At 37.8% G+C, this 20,731-nt stretch carries 14 protein-coding genes; 8 read left to right on the top strand and 6 right to left on the bottom strand.

All coding sequences use genetic code 11. From position 1 onward, the window contains the following. Positions 1 to 7 precede the first annotated feature (7 nt). Positions 8 to 667 carry an aspartate kinase gene (locus VKY50_RS06560; RefSeq protein WP_324300093.1) on the bottom strand — a complete coding sequence of 220 codons (660 nt, stop codon included), beginning with the start codon at positions 665 to 667 and terminating at the stop codon, positions 8 to 10. A 235-nt stretch (positions 668 to 902) separates the two neighbouring features. On the opposite strand from VKY50_RS06560, the gene metG reads away from it, so the two are divergent. The 4 genes from metG (at position 903) to VKY50_RS06540 (ending at position 7,755) form a co-directional block, all read left to right on the top strand. Beyond that, positions 903 to 2,993 carry a methionine--tRNA ligase gene (gene metG / locus VKY50_RS06555; protein WP_324300091.1) on the top strand — a complete coding sequence of 697 codons (2,091 nt, stop codon included), beginning with the start codon at positions 903 to 905 and terminating at the stop codon, positions 2,991 to 2,993. Positions 2,994 to 3,046: 53 nt separating this feature from the next. Beyond that, on the top strand, positions 3,047 to 5,173 hold the full coding sequence (locus VKY50_RS06550) for a Tex family protein (protein ID WP_324300102.1): 2,127 nt from the start codon (positions 3,047 to 3,049) through the stop codon (positions 5,171 to 5,173). A gap of 106 nt (positions 5,174 to 5,279) precedes the next feature. Then, positions 5,280 to 5,798, top strand: a complete 519-nt coding sequence (locus VKY50_RS06545; RefSeq protein ID WP_324300089.1) for a ferritin — start codon at positions 5,280 to 5,282, stop codon at positions 5,796 to 5,798. Between the two features lie 421 nt (positions 5,799 to 6,219). Continuing rightward, positions 6,220 to 7,755, top strand: coding sequence for a bifunctional GNAT family N-acetyltransferase/carbon-nitrogen hydrolase family protein (locus tag VKY50_RS06540; RefSeq protein WP_324300087.1), 1,536 nt, complete (start codon positions 6,220 to 6,222; stop codon positions 7,753 to 7,755). A 30-nt stretch (positions 7,756 to 7,785) separates the two neighbouring features. Here VKY50_RS06540 and VKY50_RS06535 read toward each other — a convergent pair whose 3' ends face one another. Further along, positions 7,786 to 8,247: a CBS domain-containing protein gene (locus VKY50_RS06535; protein ID WP_324300085.1), complete on the bottom strand. Its 462-nt coding sequence runs from the start codon at positions 8,245 to 8,247 to the stop codon at positions 7,786 to 7,788. A 187-nt stretch (positions 8,248 to 8,434) separates the two neighbouring features. Here VKY50_RS06535 and VKY50_RS06530 point away from each other — a divergent pair, with 187 nt between their 5' ends. The 3 genes from VKY50_RS06530 (at position 8,435) to VKY50_RS06520 (ending at position 12,627) form a co-directional block, all read left to right on the top strand. Beyond that, positions 8,435 to 10,702 carry a M28 family peptidase gene (locus tag VKY50_RS06530; protein WP_324300083.1) on the top strand — a complete coding sequence of 756 codons (2,268 nt, stop codon included), beginning with the start codon at positions 8,435 to 8,437 and terminating at the stop codon, positions 10,700 to 10,702. After that, complete coding sequence (locus VKY50_RS06525; protein ID WP_324300080.1) at positions 10,702 to 11,514, top strand: SDR family oxidoreductase; 813 nt, start codon at positions 10,702 to 10,704, stop codon at positions 11,512 to 11,514. The genes VKY50_RS06530 and VKY50_RS06525 overlap by 1 nt, the downstream gene beginning before the upstream one ends. Before the next feature lie 402 nt (positions 11,515 to 11,916). Continuing rightward, positions 11,917 to 12,627: a hypothetical protein gene (locus VKY50_RS06520; RefSeq protein ID WP_324300078.1), complete on the top strand. Its 711-nt coding sequence runs from the start codon at positions 11,917 to 11,919 to the stop codon at positions 12,625 to 12,627. A 99-nt stretch (positions 12,628 to 12,726) separates the two neighbouring features. Here the strand turns inward: VKY50_RS06520 and VKY50_RS06515 are convergent, their stop codons facing one another. Further along, positions 12,727 to 14,802, bottom strand: coding sequence for a M13 family metallopeptidase (locus VKY50_RS06515; RefSeq protein ID WP_324300076.1), 2,076 nt, complete (start codon positions 14,800 to 14,802; stop codon positions 12,727 to 12,729). 391 nt (positions 14,803 to 15,193) lie between these two features. On the opposite strand from VKY50_RS06515, the gene VKY50_RS06510 reads away from it, so the two are divergent. Continuing rightward, the gene (locus VKY50_RS06510; RefSeq protein WP_324300074.1) at positions 15,194 to 15,742 is read left to right on the top strand and encodes a hypothetical protein; all 549 of its coding nucleotides are present in this window, start codon (positions 15,194 to 15,196) and stop codon (positions 15,740 to 15,742) included. A 615-nt stretch (positions 15,743 to 16,357) separates the two neighbouring features. On the opposite strand, the gene VKY50_RS06505 is transcribed toward VKY50_RS06510, so the two are convergent. From VKY50_RS06505 to VKY50_RS06495, 3 genes are read right to left on the bottom strand one after another with little or no spacing between them, the layout of a single operon-like run. Beyond that, positions 16,358 to 18,169, bottom strand: a complete 1,812-nt coding sequence (locus VKY50_RS06505; protein WP_324300072.1) for a cytochrome c oxidase subunit I — start codon at positions 18,167 to 18,169, stop codon at positions 16,358 to 16,360. Between the two features lie 45 nt (positions 18,170 to 18,214). After that, positions 18,215 to 19,282, bottom strand: a complete 1,068-nt coding sequence (locus VKY50_RS06500; RefSeq protein ID WP_324300070.1) for a cytochrome c oxidase subunit II — start codon at positions 19,280 to 19,282, stop codon at positions 18,215 to 18,217. Positions 19,283 to 19,314: 32 nt separating this feature from the next. After that, positions 19,315 to 20,655 carry a quinol:cytochrome C oxidoreductase gene (locus tag VKY50_RS06495; protein ID WP_324300068.1) on the bottom strand — a complete coding sequence of 447 codons (1,341 nt, stop codon included), beginning with the start codon at positions 20,653 to 20,655 and terminating at the stop codon, positions 19,315 to 19,317. Between the last annotated feature and the right edge of the window lie 76 nt (positions 20,656 to 20,731).

The raw sequence follows: 20,731 nt of genomic DNA, 5'->3' as shown, positions 1-20,731 counted from the left end.
TCTCCTCTTACAAGCTCTTTAAATCTTTAATCACTTTAAAGGCGATATCAATCTGATCTTCACCAACAATAATGGTAAATTCATTGGTAGTGGATATCACCTCGTGAAGGATAATTCCTTCCCAAGCCAACCGTTGAAAAATGAAGTAGTAAATTCCAGGAATCACCACGTTCTCCTCAGGTAATTTTACGCTGATCGAAGATAGTTTATCAATTTTCTGTGTGCGCTTCTCGTCCTTAAAGATTTCTTCCACGATGGCATTCATAGAATTGCTCACCACAATGTTAGTTTCATTGACCCCTCGTGAGGAAGTATAAAATACATCTTTGTTCTCATTGATTTCCTGAAGCAATTTTGCCTGCTTGTTTAGGATGGTGTCAGAGATTAAAAAGGTGTAATCGGTAAGAGAAGATCGAACAGTGATCTCTCCAACATTTTTAAGTACTTTTAAAATACGGTGGGTTGCTCTAAACTCTAATTCCGCGGAAAGTCGCTTCAAAGCCATAACGATGGCACCATTGCGCACATCTTTTCCTAATTGTTCTTCAATATCAGGCTTAATTGTCCTGGACAAAGAAGTGAGGTTAATGATCCCTTGCGCCAGTGCCGTCTGGAGGAACGGCTTTGATTTAATGTAGTTCTCAACTACGGATGAAATTGTTTTCATTGTATATATGGTTTGGTCCTTACAGAGTGTAAAAATAAGTTAAGTTTTGGTTAAAAGCAAAAAATAAAACTAAATGTTTTAAATATAACAATATGCACTTAATTATAACAGGTAACAAAATTGCTCGATCCCTCTGCTCCAAATAGAATCAAAAGTTTGCTTATCAAAGCCTGGTTCATTATCATTTTCTCCGCATAAAACATTACTTTTGTGTCCTTAAAAATCAAATAATTCGATGGAGTACAACGACGTTGCCAAAAATAAAAATCGGTTTACCATTACCGCCGCCCTACCTTACACCAACGGTCCAATACATATCGGACACCTTGCGGGAGTTTATGTTCCCGCCGATATTTTTGCCCGGTATTTGCGTATCCAAGGCAAGGATGTAGCTTTTATTGGAGGCAGTGACGAACACGGAGTGGCCATTTCTATGAAGGCTAAAAAGGAAGGTGTAAGTCCTCAACAAATTATAGATAAATATCACCATATTATAAAAAACTCATTTCAAGAGTTTGGAATTTCATTTGATAATTACTCAAGAACCTCCAATGAAATTCATCATAAAACGGCCTCTGAGTTTTTTAAAAAACTCTATGAGGACGGTAAATTTATAGAGGAGGAAACCGAGCAATTATACGACCAGGAGGCAGAACAATTTCTAGCGGATCGCTTCGTCACAGGTACCTGTCCTAAATGTCAATTCGAGGCTGCCTACGGTGACCAATGTGAAAACTGTGGTAGTTCATTAAATGCTACTGATTTAATCAATCCTAAATCAACCATCACTGGCAGTAAGCCTGTATTAAAAAAGACCAAACACTGGTTTTTACCTTTAGATCAATATGAGCGATTCTTGCGTGAGTGGGTCATTAAAGGTCACCAAAAAGACTGGAAACCTAATGTATACGGTCAGGTAAAAAGCTGGATCGATGAAGGACTCAAGCCCAGAGCAGTAACAAGGGATTTAGATTGGGGAATTCCAGTGCCAGTTCCAGGCGCAGAAGGCAAAGTCCTATATGTATGGTTTGATGCTCCTATCGGTTATATTTCTTCAACCAAAGAATGGGCCAAAAGTCAAGGCAAAGACTGGGAGCCTTACTGGAAAGATTCTAGGTTAATTCACTTTATTGGTAAAGATAATATTGTATTTCACTGTATCATATTTCCATCCATGCTTCAGGCCCATGGCGATTATATCTTACCTGAAAACGTGCCTGCAAATGAGTTTTTAAACTTAGAAGGCCAAAAACTTTCCACTTCCAAAAATTGGGCAGTTTGGCTTCATGAATATTTGGAGGAATTTCCAGACCAACAAGATGTATTGCGCTATACCCTTACAGCCAATGCACCTCAGACGAAAGACAATGATTTTACTTGGAAAGATTTCCAGGCTAAAAACAACAATGAACTTGTGGCAATCTTTGGGAACTTTGTCAACAGGGTTACGGTTCTTACTCACAAGTATTACAATGGTAATGTTCCAGAGGCTGGTGAATTAACCGACCGTGATTTACAAACCTTGGAGGAGTTAAAATCATACCCAGGGCTGATCTCAAATCTCATTGAAAAATATCGCTTTAGAGAAGCTGCTGCTGAATTGATTGCCGTGGGACGATTAGGGAACAAATACCTTGCGGAGGAAGAACCCTGGAAGGTGGTAAAACAAGATCCACAACGCGTAAAAAGCATTATGTATGTAGCGCTTCAAATCGCTACTGCACTGGCTGTACTGAGTGAACCATTTTTGCCTTTTACATCTAAAAAACTAAAAGGTATACTTGCCTTTGATAACCTGCAAACCCTTCCCACCTGGGAGCAAATTAAGAATCAAACCGAACTGATCCAATCCGGACATACTATTGGCCAATCAGTTCTGTTATTTTCTAAAATTGAAGATGAACAAGTTCAAAAACAATTGGACAAATTAGAGGCGACCAAAAAGAAAAATCAAGAGGAAAATTTAGCCAATAATGCAGCGGTAGAACCTCAAAAGGACATTATTGAATTTGATGATTTCACGAAACTAGATATCCGTACTGGAACCATTTTGGAGGCTCATAAAATGCCTAAGGCGGATAAACTTCTAGTTCTAAAAGTGGACACAGGAATTGATGTCAGAACCATTGTTTCTGGCATTGCAAAGGACTTTAAGACCGAAGAAATCATCGGAAAACAAGTGACCGTTTTAGTGAATCTAGCTCCACGAAAACTAAGAGGTGTCTTAAGTGAAGGGATGATTCTTATGACAAATAACCGTAGTGGTAAAATTGTCTTTATTAACCCCGATGAACAAGAGGTAAGCAACGGAACTGCTATCAGATAAATTTCAAACGCTCGTATGCGTAAGAAGATTTTTAACTATTATACACCCCAATGATGCTCTCGATACTTGATTATATTAGCGCCCGAACGCCTATTGAAAAAAGATCGATCCAAAACACGGTCAGTCTTCTAAATCAAGACTGTAGCATACCTTTTATAGCAAGGTATCGCAAGGAAATAACGGGTGATCTAGACGAAGTTCAAATCGGCGCTATCGCCAGCTTTAAAAAGGAATTTGAGACCCTGGAGGCTCGGAAATTAAGTATCCTAAAATCCATTGAAGAGCAACATCAACTTACCGATCAACTCAAAGACCAAATCGAAAACTGTCAAGAAATGACCCTATTGGAGGATCTCTACCTCCCTTATAAAAAAAGTAGAAAAACCAAGGCAGATACTGCTATAGAGCATGGATTGGAGCCACTGGCTAAGATTATCATGGCTCAAAATGCAACGGATTTAGATTCCGTTGCGCAGCGATATACCTCAGCGCATGTCAGCTCCTCTGAGATGGCACTCGAGGGTGCTCGCCACATCATTGCGCAATGGATTAAAGAACGCCTTGATATTAGAAAACAACTAAGGAGACAATTCGAGCGCTATGCAGCTATACAAACCAAAAAGGTGGAAACAACAGATACCCCTGAAGCAGCCCAGCATCATAGTGATTATTTCAACTTGAATGAACCACTTGCAAGATGTCCTTCCCACCGCCTATTGGCTATCTTAAGATTGGAAGCCTTAGGTGCTATCAAAATAAAAGTAGTGATCGATGAACAAAGAGCTCTTGAGCTTATTTTATCGAAGGTTCTAAAAGCTAAAAACTCTTGCGCAGACCAAATAGAATTAGCGGCTAAGGATGCTTATAAACGAGGGTTGTACCCCGCCTTAGCAAAAGAAGCCTTATCGAAGGCAAAAGAAAAGGCAGATGACACTGCTATCACAGTCTTCGAAAAGAATTTAACGGAACTTCTTTTGAGCCCCCCACTTGGAGAAAAACGTATACTAGCCTTGGATCCAGGTTTTAAAAGTGGGTGTAAATTAGTTTGTTTGGATCAAAAAGGGAACCTATTACACAATGAGACCATCTATCCTCACCCACCAAGAAAAGAAGCATCAAAGGCCATTAAAAAAATTCTTACGCTAGTAAATGCATATAAAATAGAAGCCATCGCTATTGGGAACGGCACCGCTTCAAGAGAAACAGAACAACTCATCAAACGAATAGGTTTTGAGAAGCCTATTGAGGTCTATGTGGTGAGTGAAGCAGGCGCCTCGGTCTATTCAGCTTCAAAGATCGCTAGAGCAGAATTTCCGAATTATGATGTTACGGTAAGAGGAGCCGTTTCTATAGGACGAAGACTATCCGATCCTTTAGCGGAGCTTGTTAAAATCGAAGCAAAGTCCATAGGTGTTGGTCAATATCAACATGATGTGGATCAACTCAAATTACAACAACGTTTGGATCGTGTGGTAGAGCGCTGCGTTAATAAAGTGGGGATCAACCTAAACACCGCTAGTAGTTCGCTGTTGAAATATGTTTCAGGAATTGGAGAAAAGCTTGCAGAAAACATCATAGAATACCGCACTGAACACGGTGCTTTTACCGCTAGAAAAGACCTTTTAAAAGTAGCCCGATTAGGAGAAAAAGCTTATGAACAAAGCGCTGGTTTTTTAAGAATAAAGAGCCCTTCAAATCCTTTGGATGATTCTGCAGTACACCCAGAGCGGTACCAGCTAGTGCAGCAAATGGCAAAAGATTTGGGTATAAGGGTAGAGGAGCTCATTGGTGAGCCAGAGAAAATTGATAAAATCCCTCTAGAACACTACCTTAGCGACACAGTGGGCATGCTTACCCTAAAGGATATCACTGCAGAGTTAAAAAAGCCTGGTCTTGATCCAAGAGCCAAGGCACGAATTTTCGAATTTGACCCCAACATTAACTCCATTAAAGATCTTAAACCAGGTCAGATCCTACCTGGTATTGTCAACAATGTGACCAATTTTGGATGTTTTGTCGATATCGGGATTAAAGAAAGTGGATTAGTCCATATATCCAACCTAAGTGATTCCTACGTCTCTGATGTCAATCAAATTGTACGTGTACAACAACATGTAAAGGTGAAAGTGTTGGAGGTAGATATAGACCGAAGACGCATCCAACTCTCCATGAACTTCTAATAGCTTGATAAGCTAGAATTAGACTGCTTTTAAATTAATACTCTGAAGCCAAATTACGACCCATGGAAGGGATAATTTTATAACTTTAACTTTAAAAGTAGAAATTATGATAGTAAAGAAAGTTGAAGAGTTATTGAACAAACAGATAACCGTTGAAGCAGAGTCATCTCAAATATATTTAGCAATGGCTTGTTGGGCTGAAGTTAAAGGTTTGCAAGGTGTGGCTCAATTTATGTATGCCCAATCTGATGAGGAAAGAGAACATATGCTGAAGTTAGTGAAGTTTGTAAACGAACGAGGAGGACATGCAAAGATATCCGCTTTAAAAGCGCCTAATGTAACCTTTGATAGCTTTAAGGATATGTTCCAGATGCTACTCGATCATGAGATATTTGTATCAGAAAGTATTAATGAACTAGTCCATGTTACCCTGCAAGAAAAAGATTATTCTACACACAATTTCTTACAATGGTATGTGGCAGAACAGATCGAAGAAGAGGCGATGGCTCGAACCATATTGGATAAAATTAATTTAATTGGGGATGATAAAGGTGGCCTGTATTTATTCGATCGAGATATTGAACAATTAACGGCTACTACCCAGGCTAATTTACCATCCGAATAATTTTAAGTTATTTAGTGTTAAAGTTTATTTAGATTTAATTTAAATAAATATATTTGCCCGTTGTTTTACTTTAATAGGTAGTCTCTTGGGCAAAAAGAAGAAAGACAAAAAGGAGAAAAAAATCAAAAATCACAAACTTAAGGAGCTAGAAAAGAAAGCGCTCAAGTCCAAGTGTTGTGAAAAATATCGAAAAAGCGAATCTAAACGCTGTAAGAGATGCCCTTGCTTCGATTTAATGGAAGAAAAGGCAGCATAAGTTAATTCAAAGTCGCATGGCTAAATACCAAAGCGACTTTGTGATTTAAACATATAGACACTATTTCGATTGTTAACTTTTTTCCTAAATTAATGACCTCCTCACGCAGGTTATTAAATACAGCACAACCTTCCCCATACCACAGATAATTTCAATACATTGAATATGGAAACCATCAACAAACTTGAAGTTCGAAATTTAGTAATGCAGGACTATTTGGAACTCAGAGCTTCTATGGTGGAGGCTTATACTGGAATGGAAGATGCACCTTGGAAGCAGAGTGAAATTCGCAAATTGCTTTCTCTTTTTCCGGATGGACAATTAGTAGTTTTAGTGGATGATAAGGTAGTGGGTTGTGCGCTTTCTATTATTGTGGATCATTCCACCGTGGAGCAAAACCACACCTACGAAGAAATTACAGGGGGCTATACTTTTTCCACTCACAATCCCCATGGCAACATACTCTATGGAATCGATGTATTCATTCATCCAAAATACAGAGGACTTCGACTAGGAAGACGTCTTTATGAAAAAAGAAAAGAACTCACCGAGCAGTTGAACCTCAAATCCATTATGTTTGCGGGTCGTATTCCAAATTATAGTAAATACGCCAACCAAATCAGCCCCAAAGAATATATTGAAAAGGTTAAGATGAAGGAGCTGTTCGATCCTGTTTTGGCCTTTCAGTTGAGCAATGATTTTCACGTAAAGAAAATCATGAAAAATTACCTTGAAGGCGATATACATTCCTTAGAGTATGCGGTTTTGATGGAATGGAACAATATTTATTACGATCAAAGTCCTAAACTCATCAATTTAGAAAAATCAGTTGTACGCCTTGGTCTTATCCAATGGCAAATGAGACCGCTAAAAAATCTTGAATCCCTATTTGATCAAGCGGAATTCTTTATTGATGCTGTCTCAGGATATGGAAGTGATTTTGCACTGTTTCCAGAGCTCTTCATCGCCCCGTTGATGGCCGATTACAATCATCTCAATGAGGCTGATGCAATTCGGGAGCTTGCCAAATACACCGAACCTATTTATCAAAAATTCCAAGAATTTGCCATATCCTATAATATCAATATCATCACAGGGAGCATGCCACATATTGTAGATGGCAATTTATACAATTCAGGATTTCTTTGTAAACGGGATGGCACCTCGGAGATGTATACCAAAATACACATTACCCCAAATGAAGTGGCGCATTGGGGAATGAAAGGAGGTGATCAAATTAAGACCTTTGATACCGATTGTGGAAAAATTGGTATTATGATTTGTTATGATGTGGAATTTCCAGAGCTCAGTAGGATTATGGCTGATCAGGGAATGCAATTACTCTTCGTCCCTTTTTTAACAGATACTCAAAATGGCTATACAAGAGTTAAAAGTTGTGCGCAAGCTAGGGCAATAGAAAACGAATGCTATGTCGTTATTGCTGGTTGTGTGGGTAATCTGCCAAAGGTTAATAATATGGACATCCAATATGCGCAAGCTGCCGTGCTCACCCCTTCTGACTTTGCCTTCCCAAATGATGGCATTAAAGCGCAAGCAACTCCCAACACGGAGATGACGTTAATTGTTGATGTTAATTTGGATTTACTAAAGGAACTTCACCAATATGGGAGCGTCCGGGTCTTAAAGGACCGCAGACACGATCTCTACCAAGTGGTTAATAAGAAACAAGACCACCTATAGATATATCCTTTAAAGCACTCCAAAAAAGACCTAATAATTGTGGCTGTTAAGCTTTAAAGCGGCAATAACGACATCCTTCCTACTGATTTGTCCAACAAGTTTACCATGATCCAGTACGGGCAGACGCCGTCTATGACTATTGTAAAATTGAGATGCAGCATCAAATATATTCATATCACACGGAATGGTTTCCACCTTGGTGGACATAAATTTTTCCACACTTTTATCTAGAATTGGCATATTGAAATACCTACTCTCTGAAATTTGCTTCATACAATCAGCCTCGGAGATAATCCCTACAAGCCCCCCCTTCTCATCGCAAACAGGTCCTCCAGAAATTTTGTGTTTCACAAAGAGTTCCATTACCTCTAATATGGATTGCTCTGGTTTAAAAATCACCAAACTTCTGGTCATATAATCTGATACCAATATGGGAGCATGGTACTCCTTTTTTTGATCCTCTCTAGCTCCCTGAAAACTTTTGATCCCCATACTTCTATATTTTTTTAAGATTGGCTGTAAACACTAAATATAATGAAAATTTTTGGATTATTTCTTAACTATTCACATCTATTCGGGCAATTTTATTAGGCATTGTCAAAATCTATAAATTTCGCAGAAATGCAACAATTAATAATATATTCCTTATTTTTATAAATAGTCAACAATTCAACCGTCTTTGAAAAAATTTAGTCTTGTCATATCTTTTGTTATATTATTGGCTGTATGCGCCTGGCGGTTTTATGATCTTACACCTCAAGGGGAATTTGACATTAAAGACTATTCGATTAAGAATGTTCAAGATCACATCCAAATAATTTCTAAACGCCCACATTATGTGGGGACCCAAGCCCACAAGGAGGTTCAAAGCTACTTAATGGATCAACTTAAATCCATGGGATTGCAAGTGGAGACGCAAAAAGGTTATAGCATTGGCCATTGGGGTAATCTTGCTATGGTCAATAACATTCTTACTAGAATTAAAGGTAGCTCTTCCTCAAATGCCTTGCTGTTATTGTCCCATTACGATAGTAGCCCTCATTCTTCCTATGGGGCGAGTGATGATGCCGTTGGAGTGAGCATTATTTTAGAAGGAATCAATAGTCTACTCAACGCTGGTAAAAAACCAGCCAATGATATTATTGTACTTTTTAGCGACGCTGAAGAGCTAGGATTACTTGGAGCCCAATTATTCGTAAACAAACATCCATGGGCAAAGGATGTTGGGCTCGTATTAAATTTTGAAGCCAGAGGAAGCGGAGGCCCGAGTTATATGTTGCTCGAAACCAATAATGGAAACAAAAATCTCGTTGAGACTTTTGAAAAATCCAGTGTCGAATTTCCCGTAGCAAATTCCCTGGCCTACAGCGTTTACAAAATGTTACCTAATGATACAGATCTAACGGTCTTCAGAGAGACTGCAAACATTGATGGTTTTAATTTTGCTTTTATAGATGATCACTTCGATTATCACACCTCCAGGGATCGCTACGAGAATCTAAATCAAAACACATTAAAGCATCAAATATCCTACTTATTACCACTATTAGAGTATTATTCTAATGCGGATCTGAGCATCCTAAAATCCAACGAGGATAATATCTATTTTGACTTTCCAATCTTTAATTTTGTGTATTACCCCTTTAGTTGGATATATCCCATGCTTATTATAGCAATTTTGGCATTTTTTTATATCTTCTATTTAGCAATTTCAAACAGAACGATTAACTCTCGTGGAGTCTTTAAAAGTGTACTTTTTTTCCTGGCGTGTTTAATTCTATGTGCAGGAATCGGATACATTGCTTGGCCTGGTCTACAAGTTATCTATCCGCAGTATAGGGATATACTCCATGGGTTCCCTTATAACGGGCACCTATACATTGCAGCTTTGACTTGCTTAAGTTTCTCGATATGCTTTTTTGTCTACTCAAAAATTAAAAATGTTCAAATCGCAGAACTTGTTATCGTCCCCGTTGGATTGTGGTTGCTTCTGTGCCTAGGTATAGCCTTTTATCTGAAAGGAGCAAGCTTTTTTATCATCCTTACCTATGCCTCCTTGACATCCTTATGGATACTAATAAAAGCCAAGGATAAGCGACCACCTATAGGGTATCTGATTGCGCTATGCATACCTTCAATTTGGATCCTTGCTCCTTTTATACAGATGTTTCCAGTTGCATTAGGTTTAAAATTGGTCATTAGCAGTACGGTATTAAGTGTGTTACTTTTTGGATTATTACTTCCAGTAATAGGATACTATAGAAATAAAAGCCGCTATGCCCTTCTGGGGCTCTTCCTAAGCGCTTTATTTTTTATATCTGCCCATCTAAATTCGTATCCTTCACCTGAAAGACCACATCCGACTAGCTTGGTCTATCTCCTAGATTTAGATACACAAAAAGCACATTGGGCTACTTATAACAAGGAACTGAATTCCTGGCTTGAACAATACATCGCTGACAGTGTACAAAGCACCACCCTTTCGGGCGAATTAAGCAGCAAATATGCCACTAGTTACTCAAAAATTGCGCAAGCACCAGTAAAAAACATTAAGGCCCCGACGGTCAAAGTCCTACAAGACACGAGCTTTAGAGGCCGGAGAAAAATAAAATTACACATTTCACCTAATAGAAAAATAGATCGATTAGAGGTTACAACAACCGCTACTAAAATTAGTAGGTGTACTGTAAATGGGATACCTGTCCCCCTATCCTATTTATTCAAACGATCCGATCGCCTCTTTACCCATTATATCAGTGAGAATCAATCAACCGATATTGAACTAGAGTGCAGCCAACAAGACCAGCTAAGCTTTCAAATTTACGAGGTCTCTTATGACCTTTTGAACCACTCTTTATTTAGTGTTCCGGATCGTCCGAAGAACACCATTGCAATGCCCTTTGTGTTAAACGATGCGGTGCTCACTAAAAAAACATTGAAATTATAATGCAGAAAAAAATTGGGATTCTGGGGTGCGGATGGTTGGGATTTCCGCTAGCTAAGCATTTTATAAAAAAGGGATACCAGGTAAGGGGTTCTACCACTTCGCTAGATAAAATAGTATCACTAGCCTTACATGATATCAATCCATTCTTAATTGCAATTCACAACCATCATAGTGAAGGCAATTTGGATTACTTTTTAAAGGACCTTGATGTGCTCATCATCAGTGTGCCTGCGAAACTAAAAGCGAATCCCGAATCGAATTTCGTTTCGAAAATGAAAACATTAATCAAAAAAATTAAAAAGAGCAATACGAAAAACATCATATTTATAAGTAGTACATCTGTCTACGGAAACACACTAAAAGTGGTAGATGAAAGTAGTCCTACCCTTCCTGAGACAAGCAGCGGACGTCAAATTTTAGAAGTTGAAAAATTATTGATGGATTGTACGAATTTATCTATTAAAGTAATTCGTTGTGCTGGTCTTTATGGACCAGGACGCCACCCTGTTTTTCAATTGGCCAAAAAAGATGTTTTACAACATCCAAATCAGCCAGTAAATTTAATTCACCTAACGGATTGTATTGGCATCATCGACCTAATCATTAATGAGCCTTCTAGGCGCCTAATCATTAATGCTGTGGCACCCTCACACCCAACACGTGGAGATTATTATTCCGCTATTGCCAAACAACTCAACCTAGTTCTTCCCCCTTTTCAAGAGAATCATTCTACCCCTGGAAAGACCATTAATTCATTGTATATTAACAGGAAGTTAGCATATGAATTCAAATTTCCTGGACTGAATATCTAAGTTACGTTAAAAACCTTAACACATAGACTATATTCCAGTTAAATAATGGTTAAACCCACTTAAAGTGACCAACTAAAGCGCCATAGTTTGGTATCTTTACACCATAGAAAAGAACAAAACATTATAGTTTTCATTTTTTGAACTTATAAGATTAGGTTAGGTTTTTAAGTTAGTTTAGATTAGTTTATTAAGAAGAGAGTGGGTTTTTAAATCCGCTCTCTTTTTTTGTACTTACTAATTCCTTATGTGATGTGTTCTGTTTTCAGGGACGTAAGTTTACACCCCAGCTTATCCAAATTTCCAATACCCGTAGTCCCTTGTAAAATACCCCTTCATGTATATTAAAAAAATTAATAGCTTTGCGCTTTAAGTACACTGAGGTTAAACCATAACTAGTTACACATGAAGAAAACACTTACCATCGTGTTGCTTTGTTCATTTTTATTTGGATTCTCACAGAACAATTCGCAACTTTTAACCCATTACAAGGCCTTTTATGAACAAATGAAGCATCAGGGTGATGTACAAGGGGTTATTAATGCACTTACGCATTTAAATGTTTTACAACCTAACGAGGCTAGAACAGATACCCTTGCTTTTTTCTATAGCAATTCAGGACAACACGTTCAAGCCATTAATCTACTAGGTACAGAGAATGACCCTAAAGCATCGGATTTAGCTGTAGAGGTCAAAGCGCGTTCCCTTAAGGCATTAAATCAGCCTCAATTAGCTGTGAATCAGTTTGACATCATGTTCGGGAGAAACCCTGATATTTATGTAGCTTATGACATTGTTGATCTAAATTTACAAATAGGAAAAACAGCTGAAGCTGAAACCTATATAAAATATGGTTTGGATAATGCAACTGAAAAGGATGTACTACCATTCTACCAATCCAATCCTCCGTACCAGGTGCCATTAAAGGCAGCTTTTACTTATCAAAAAGGACTCTTAGAATACAATAAGGACAAATCGAATATCGATCAAGCGATCTCTTATATAGACCAAGCAATTGAGATAGCACCCAATTTTAAATTAGCCAAACAAATCAAAGACCTCCTTTTGAATCAAAAAGCACAAGCTGAAGCAGCACCTGCAACCGACCAAGAATAAGTTTGTAAAGGTTTTACCTATATTAAAAAAGGCATTCTAATAGCAAAATTTAGAATGCCTTTTTTTAATTGTATCTATTACTAGATCTATAGCATGCCTTTACCAAATCTTAACGCGCTTCTCTGGCGCTAAATACATCTGATCTCCTTCGTTAATATCAAAAGCTTGGTAAAACACCTCCATGTTAATTAACGGTTGGGTTGCACGATACATTCCTGGAGAATGTGGATCTGTTTTTATTCTAGTTTTCAAAGCTTCATCTCTCATCTTAGTTCTCCAAACAGTAGCCCATGACATAAAGAAACGTTGCTCTGGTGTGAATCCATCGATCAAACCAGGTGATCCGTGCTCTTTAAGGTGTAATTGCAGACCATCATAAGCTGCGTTTACCCCACCTAGATCACCGATATTTTCTCCAAGAGTAAACTTCCCATTGATAAACACCTCTGGAAGTACTTCAATACGGCTATATTGAGCAGCCAAGGAATCTCCCAAAGCGTTGAACTGGATTAAATCCTTCTCAGTCCACCAGTTTTCAAGGTTACCATTGGCATCATAATCAGCACCACTATCATCAAAACTATGAGATATTTCGTGTCCAATTACTGCTCCGATTCCACCGTAATTTACAGCCGCGTCTGCTTTAAAATTAAAGAAGGGTGGTTGAAGAATAGCCGCGGGAAAAACAATTTCGTTATAGGAAGGATTGAAATATGCATTTACCGTTTGAGGTGACATAAACCATTCCGATTTATCCACTGGCTTACCTAGTTTATTAATAGTACGGTCAAAATACCACTTCCCTATATTAAGGCTATTCTGGAAGTATGATCCTCCTTGATTAGCTACCTTAATTTCTATGGAAGAGTAATCCTTCCAAACATCTGGATAACCTACCTTAACGGTTGTTTTTTCTATTTTTTCAATCGCTTTTTTCTTAGTCTGAGGGTCCATCCATGTTAAAGCATTAATTCTAGCTTCGAAGGCCTCAAAAACGTTTGCTACCATTTCTTGGGCAACTTTTTTTGCCTCGGCAGGAAATTTCTCTTCTACATAAAGCTTACCTAATGCTTCGCCTATCATGCTATTTACGGTCTGGAGCGCTCTTTTTTCAAGAGGCTCTTGCTTTTGAGCACCTCTTAATTCTTTGCTGTAAAATTCCCAGTTAGCACGCTCCATATCCATAGTCAACGTACTTGCTGCATCATTGACCAAGGACCATCTAAGGTAATTTTTTAAAGTTTCTATTTTAGAATCTTGAAAAACCTCTTGTAAGGAAGCTGTATAGTCCACTTGACTGATATCAATGGTATCAATCCCGGAGGCACCAATACCTTTAAAATACCCAGTCCAGTCAAATGCTGGAACCATTTTTTCCAAGTCAGATATAGCCGTTGGATTGTAAGTTGTCTGTGGATCTCTTCGTTGCACCTTATCGAGCATTGGAGTAGCTAATTTGGTTTCAAAAGCCAGGATTTCTGCAGCTTGTTTGGAAGCCTGCTGCTTATCGATATCAATAAACTGAAGCATCTTAGTGATATGTGCAAGGTACTTATCACGAAGCTCTTTACTCTCTTGATCCTTCTCTAAATAGTAATCTCTATCAGGCAACCCTAAAGTACCAGCACCGAGATACGCTGAATTTTTATTACTATCTTTAGCATCTGATCCGACACCAAATCTAAAAAATTTGGCTCCCATAACAGGAGTCATTTCAATAAGGTACGCTTGTAAATCCTCCTTGTTATCAATCGCTTCTAACTTTTCCAAATAAGGCATTAATGGGCTTATTCCCTGCTCATTTCTTGAGGTTGTATCCATAATGGATTGGAATAATCGAACGGCTTTAGCCTGGTCCGAATTCACATCCAAATTTGGATTCTTTTCAGCTGCATATAAAACAGCTAATGCATCGTCATCAGTTTGAACTCGTAGTTCATTAAAACTACCCCAGACCGTTTTGTCATCAGGGATTGTAGTTTCATCAAGCCATGTCCCATTGACATACCGGAAAAAATCATTCTTAGGGCTCGTGGTTGTATCCATATAAGATAAATTAATCCCAGGAACAGTTTCCACTGTAGCCACTTCCTTTTTGTTCTCAGTCTTACAAGCCGTCACCAGTAGAACTGAGCTTAACCCATAAAACAAAGGTTTTTGGAAATTGAACTTCATATTAGATTCGTTTTGTTAAATATCGATGCAATTTAACATAAATTGTTATCGTTCAGAATTTTTAGTTTTTAAATTAACAATTTATTAAGGGTTTTCAGCATTGAATGTTGCATTGGTTATAAATATGATAGTTCGCTACAGAAAATGTAATGATAGATGAATTCTGTTGCTGGCAGCTACCTGAGAAAAGCCACATATCCTAGCCTATTTAAGTAGATCTGAATACAAAAACTTATAAAAAGCTATGTCATACCAAAAAGACTCTAAGTGAGGTAGAGGAACATCTTAGGAATTAAGTATTGGCACATAAAAATAAAAGTGGCTGGATAAAAATACCTTGGCATTTGAAGTTGGACTCCTTATCTTTGGAGCGTATGTAAACACATTTGCATTGAAAAGAATTCAATATATCTCAGTAACTCTAGGACTATTACTTGTAGTAGGTTGTGGAAACAATAATGGTAATTCACAAAATCAAGAGGCCGAAATAGACTCCACTACTGTTCACTATAGAGCCCTACCACCCATCGCTCCCATTAGCAAGGAAAAAATGAATACTATTGGGCAGTGGGAGAAATTTAGGGAACTCAGCATCCTTATGGAGCGTTTCCAAAGACAAGATCATGGAGATTTAACGTATTTTGCAGAAGAATTTAACAGGATTAACAGTGAGCTAGCCAAAGATTCTTTAATACCTGCAAAATTCGATAATCCAGCAGTAAAAAGCAGAATATTAGTTCTGAACACCTTTACTAAACAGCTTAAGAATCGCCTAGATGAAAATAGCGTACTTGATTCAATAAATATTACCCGAACACGGGTAATAAACGCCTACAATGCCCTTCGCCTCCAACTTGCAGAACATCTGAAAAGTAAATTATTTGAAGAATTTCTTAAAGAAGGAGATCTTAAAAATAACAAAGTAGAAAAATCCGAATAATTCCTCATTATTACAGTTAAGCAAATTGATCAATCCCCTTTTTTTGCTGTGGCAATAAAATAGGATACCAATTCGCTATGAAATATAGAAGCAGTAATACCATTGTGAATTGCCGACAATTACGCCAAAGCTACTAAAATGGAGGCTATCCACACTAGATAAAAAGCAATTAGGAGCCTAATTTCGGCAATGAAGAATTATAGCGCTAAACTTCGCAATTCTTTCATAGTTAACCTGCTTTAAGAAGGAAAATTTAGATTGGGATTTAAAAATTAAACAAAACCTGATTTCAAGATCCAATTAAGGATTTTATTAATGACTTTTAAGGAAACGGCTATTGCTGATGGGGAGAGAAAGGACCAAAATTGATCCTGGAAAAAAATAGTGTATGGCATTTTACGGAGCTATAATCCCTTAGTATAAATTACCTATTAACTAAAAATCGTATTTACAAAAGTAGGCAAGCTGCCTTAGCATTACCATGCCAAGGTGAGAAGAACAACAGTGCAGTTATATCATTGTCCACGATGGGATTGTAAAGTAATTAACCATCTATATAAATAAACAAAGCCATCCGAAGATGGCATTGCTTATTATATGTATGTTTAAATCATTCTAGTGATTCAATTCCTCTTCATTCTCTTGTAGAGGTATATGCTGCGGAACAAAATCCTGACCTGGAATAACATATTCACCATCCTCATCTACCTTACTATAATCATAAGGCCATCTGTGAACTTCCGGAATAGCACCTGGCCAGTTTCCGTGGATAGGCTCAATTGGTGTTGTCCATTCCAAAGTTGTTGAATTCCATGGATTTTGCGTTGCCTTCTTACCGTAGAAAATACTATGGAAAAAGTTATACAAGAATATCACCTGAGCAAGTGCAGCGATAATAGCACACACGGTCATCACAATTTGAATATCTGTTAGGTCATCAAACATAGGGAAGGCTGTATTGGTATAGTACCTTCTTGGTACCCCTGCCAGTCCAACAAAGTGCATCGGGAAGAATACCCCATAAGAACAGACCGCTGTGATCCAGAAGTGAATATAGCCTAAATTCTTATTCATCATTCTACCGAACATTTTAGGATACCAGTGGTAGATACCAGCCAGCATACCATAAACAGCCGAGATACCCATCACTAGGTGGAAGTGAGCAATCACAAAGTACGTATCGTGAACGTTAATATCCAAAGCACTATCTCCTACGATAATACCGGTAAGTCCACCAGTAATGAATGTAGAAACGAATCCAATAGACCACAACATGGCCGTATTCATTTGAAGGTTACCCTTCCATATTGTAGTTATCCAGTTAAATGCTTTAACGGCTGAAGGAATTGCAATTAAAAGAGTTGTAAAAGTAAACACAGACCCTAAGAATGGGTTCATACCAGATACGAACATGTGGTGTCCCCAAACAATCGTTGATAAGAATCCAATAGCTAAGATCGATGCAACCATCGCTCTATATCCAAAAATTGGCTTTCTAGAGTTGGTAGACATAATCTCAGAAACTATACCCATCGCCGGAAGAATTACAATATAAACTTCAGGGTGACCTAAGAACCAAAATAAGTGTTCAAATAATACTGGAGATCCCCCTTGATAGTGTAAAACTTCACCTTGAATGAAAATATCGGATAAGAAAAATGATGTTCCAAAACTACGATCCATGATTAACAAAAGCGCCGCTGATAATAAAACTGGGAAAGAAACAACACCGATGATAGCAGTTACAAAAAAGGCCCATATTGTCAATGGTAGCCTTGTCATAGACATTCCCTTTGTACGTAGGTTTAATACCGTTACAATGTAGTTCAATGATCCAAGTAAAGATGAAGCAATAAAGATCGCCATTGAAATCAACCACATTGTCATACCAGTACCTGAACCTCCCTGAGCCTGTGGTAAGGCACTAAGTGGAGGATAAATCGTCCAACCAGCTGCTGCAGGTCCAGCTTCAACAAATAGAGAAAGAAGCATGATAACAGCAGAAATAAAGAACAACCAGTATGATAGCATATTCATAAAACCAGATGCCATATCTCGTGCACCGATCTGAAGTGGAATAAGTAGGTTACTAAATGTACCACTTAACCCCTGAGTCAGTACGAAAAATACCATGATGGTACCGTGAATCGTCACCAGAGCCAAATATATATTAGGATCCATAACACCCTCTGGCGCCCATCTTCCTAGTAAAACTTCGAATATTTTAAATGATTCTCCAGGCCATGCAATCTGCATTCTAAAAAGAACAGACATTACAATCCCGATAATCCCCATAAACAACATAGTAATCAAATACTGCTTAGAGATCATCTTATGATCCATACTAAAGATATACTTTGATATAAAGTTTTGTTTATGATGATCATGTGCGTGATCTTCCATATGCGCTTGTGATGTTGCTGACATAATCTTTCTCCTTTAAAACTATTTTATATATATTATTATTACCAATTACTGGGCAGCTGCCATTTGTTGTTTGAAGGTCTGCTGCTCTTTTATCCAAGCATCAAATTCTTCTTGGGTCTCCACTATAATTTTCATTTGCATATTATAGTGTGAAGACCCACAAATCTTATTACATAAAACAACATAGTCAAACTCCCATGGATCTATATTATCAGTTTCACCATTTGCCTTTCTATCCGCTCTGAGTTGATTAATGTGTTGAACCTTTTCTACCATATCAGGGTTCAATCTCATTTCTTCAGTAGTTACCGTTGGTGTAAATGCAAACTGGGTTATCATACCTGGTACAACATTCATCTGTGCTCTAAAGTGTGGCATATAAGCCGAGTGAAGAACATCCTGAGAACGCATTTTAAATATAACCTTACGTCCCACAGGCAGATGAATTTCAGTTTGAGAAACTATATCATCTTCAGCATAGGGGTCTGATTCATCAATCCCCAACATGTTATTCTTATCAATATCGATTAATCTAACATTGGCACTACCTAAAACATTGTCATTACCAGCATATCTGGCTTTCCAGTTAAACTGCTGAGCATATAGTTCAATGATAATTGGATCTCCTTCCTCTTCATCTACATTCATCACGGAAGTCCATGTAAACAATCCGTAAAGAATCAAACCAGCCAAGGTAATTACTGGGATAATAGTCCAAATAAACTCCAAACGATCATTATCGGCATAAAAGAGTGCTTTTCTTCCCTGTACTCCTCGATATTTAAAGGCAAAATAGTGCAGTAAAGCCTGCGTAATAATTTGCACAGTAAAGATAAGAACCATGGAAATAAACATCAAATTATCGATATCCTCACCATGTTCCGACGCTGGAATTCCAAGTAATACACCTCCCCATTCCCAGAAACAAAATATAGTGAGTAGGTAGATGAAAACTAGAAAAGCAAACATTAAATACCCATTAACCTTGTTATCCTTATCAGTAGCTATTTGTGAATCATCCGCGTTAAATTGAGACAATTCAAAAATCTTTGTCATCTGCCAAATTGCAATGGCAACAAGTAGAAGAACAATTATTATTAATACAGCAGTCATCGTATATATCCTGTTTACTATTTATTATTCAATTAATAATGAAAGTGTTTACTTTCCTCAATAAGTGGGTTTCTTTTATCAAGCAATGATGGCATCTTCGCAATAGCAGTAAAGGTCACAAAAATGAACAGTCCTAAGAAGAACAACACACTTGAAATCTCTGGAATACCAAAACTCCATAATTCACCAACTGTAGAAGGCATTACCCACTGGAATACATCCATATAATGTCCTATAAGAACAACGATACCTGTCATTATTATAAACCATCCTCTACGTTTGAAATCGGTATTCATTAACATTAAGAATGGGAACACAAAGTTTAGCACTAACATTCCAAAAAACACCACACCGTAATGCTCTACTCTTGTTATAAAGTAGGCTGATTCTTCAGGGATGTTAGCATACCAAATTAACATAAATTGTCCGAACCATAGGTAAGACCAGAAAATACTCAATCCAAAGATGTATTTCCCTAAATCATGCAGGTGACTATCGTTCACAAAGTCAACTAGTCCTTTGGATTTTAGATATACCAGTACCATTGCAATCACCGTTACACCTGATACGAACATACTTGCAAAGATATACCAAGCAAACAATGTACTATACCAATGCGGTTCTAGACCCATGAACCAATCCCAAGCCATCACAGATTCTGTTACAAAGAAAAATAACAGGAAGAAAACCGATGATTTGAATATCTTTTTGTAAGGCGTGTAATCTTCAGCCTCATCTTGTAATCTAGATTGTTTTACAACATAGTATCTATAGAAACACCAACCTCCTAAGAAAAGTAAAGATCTAATTAAGAAGAACGGTATATTCAGGTAACCCGATTTTAATTGCAATATTTTATCGGCTGCCATGATATCGGAATCCATCCAAATATACATGTGGTTCATATGGAACCCTGCTGTCAATACATAAAATACGTATAGAATGATTGCTCCAGGAACTAAATAGGCAGTAACACCTTCCATAATTCGGAATAATACGGGCGACCAGCCTGCCTGTGATACATGTTGCACTGCATAAAACACTAATGCTCCTAATGACAACATAAAGAAAAAGAAGGCAGCGATTAGGAACGCAGACCATGGCCTATTCTGTAGTTTACTTAGCGTATGGGCATCATGAGCTGCGTGATCGTCTGCATGCGCATCTGTCTGTGCTGTAGTATTTTCGTGGTGAGTCGCGGCATCGTGTGCTTGTTCATGTCCACCGCCATGATGGCTTTGAGTGGATGTCACAATGGCTTTAGCTTCTTCAATGGTAGAAGGAGCGCTTAAAAAACCATACCCTATACCAAGAACACCAACTATCATTAAAATGAAAGATGTTATTCTTAATCTATTTGAAAACGTATACATATCCTTGAATCTTCTTTTTGATAGTTGATTTTAGTTATTTACTTTCTAAATCCTGCTTTAAGGTCAACACATACTC

The organism is Galbibacter sp. (assembly GCF_035306585.1).
Taxonomy (GTDB): domain Bacteria; phylum Bacteroidota; class Bacteroidia; order Flavobacteriales; family Flavobacteriaceae; genus Galbibacter.
The sequence above is the reverse complement of the archived record's forward strand: the minus strand, read 5'-3'. Positions and strand labels throughout refer to the sequence as shown.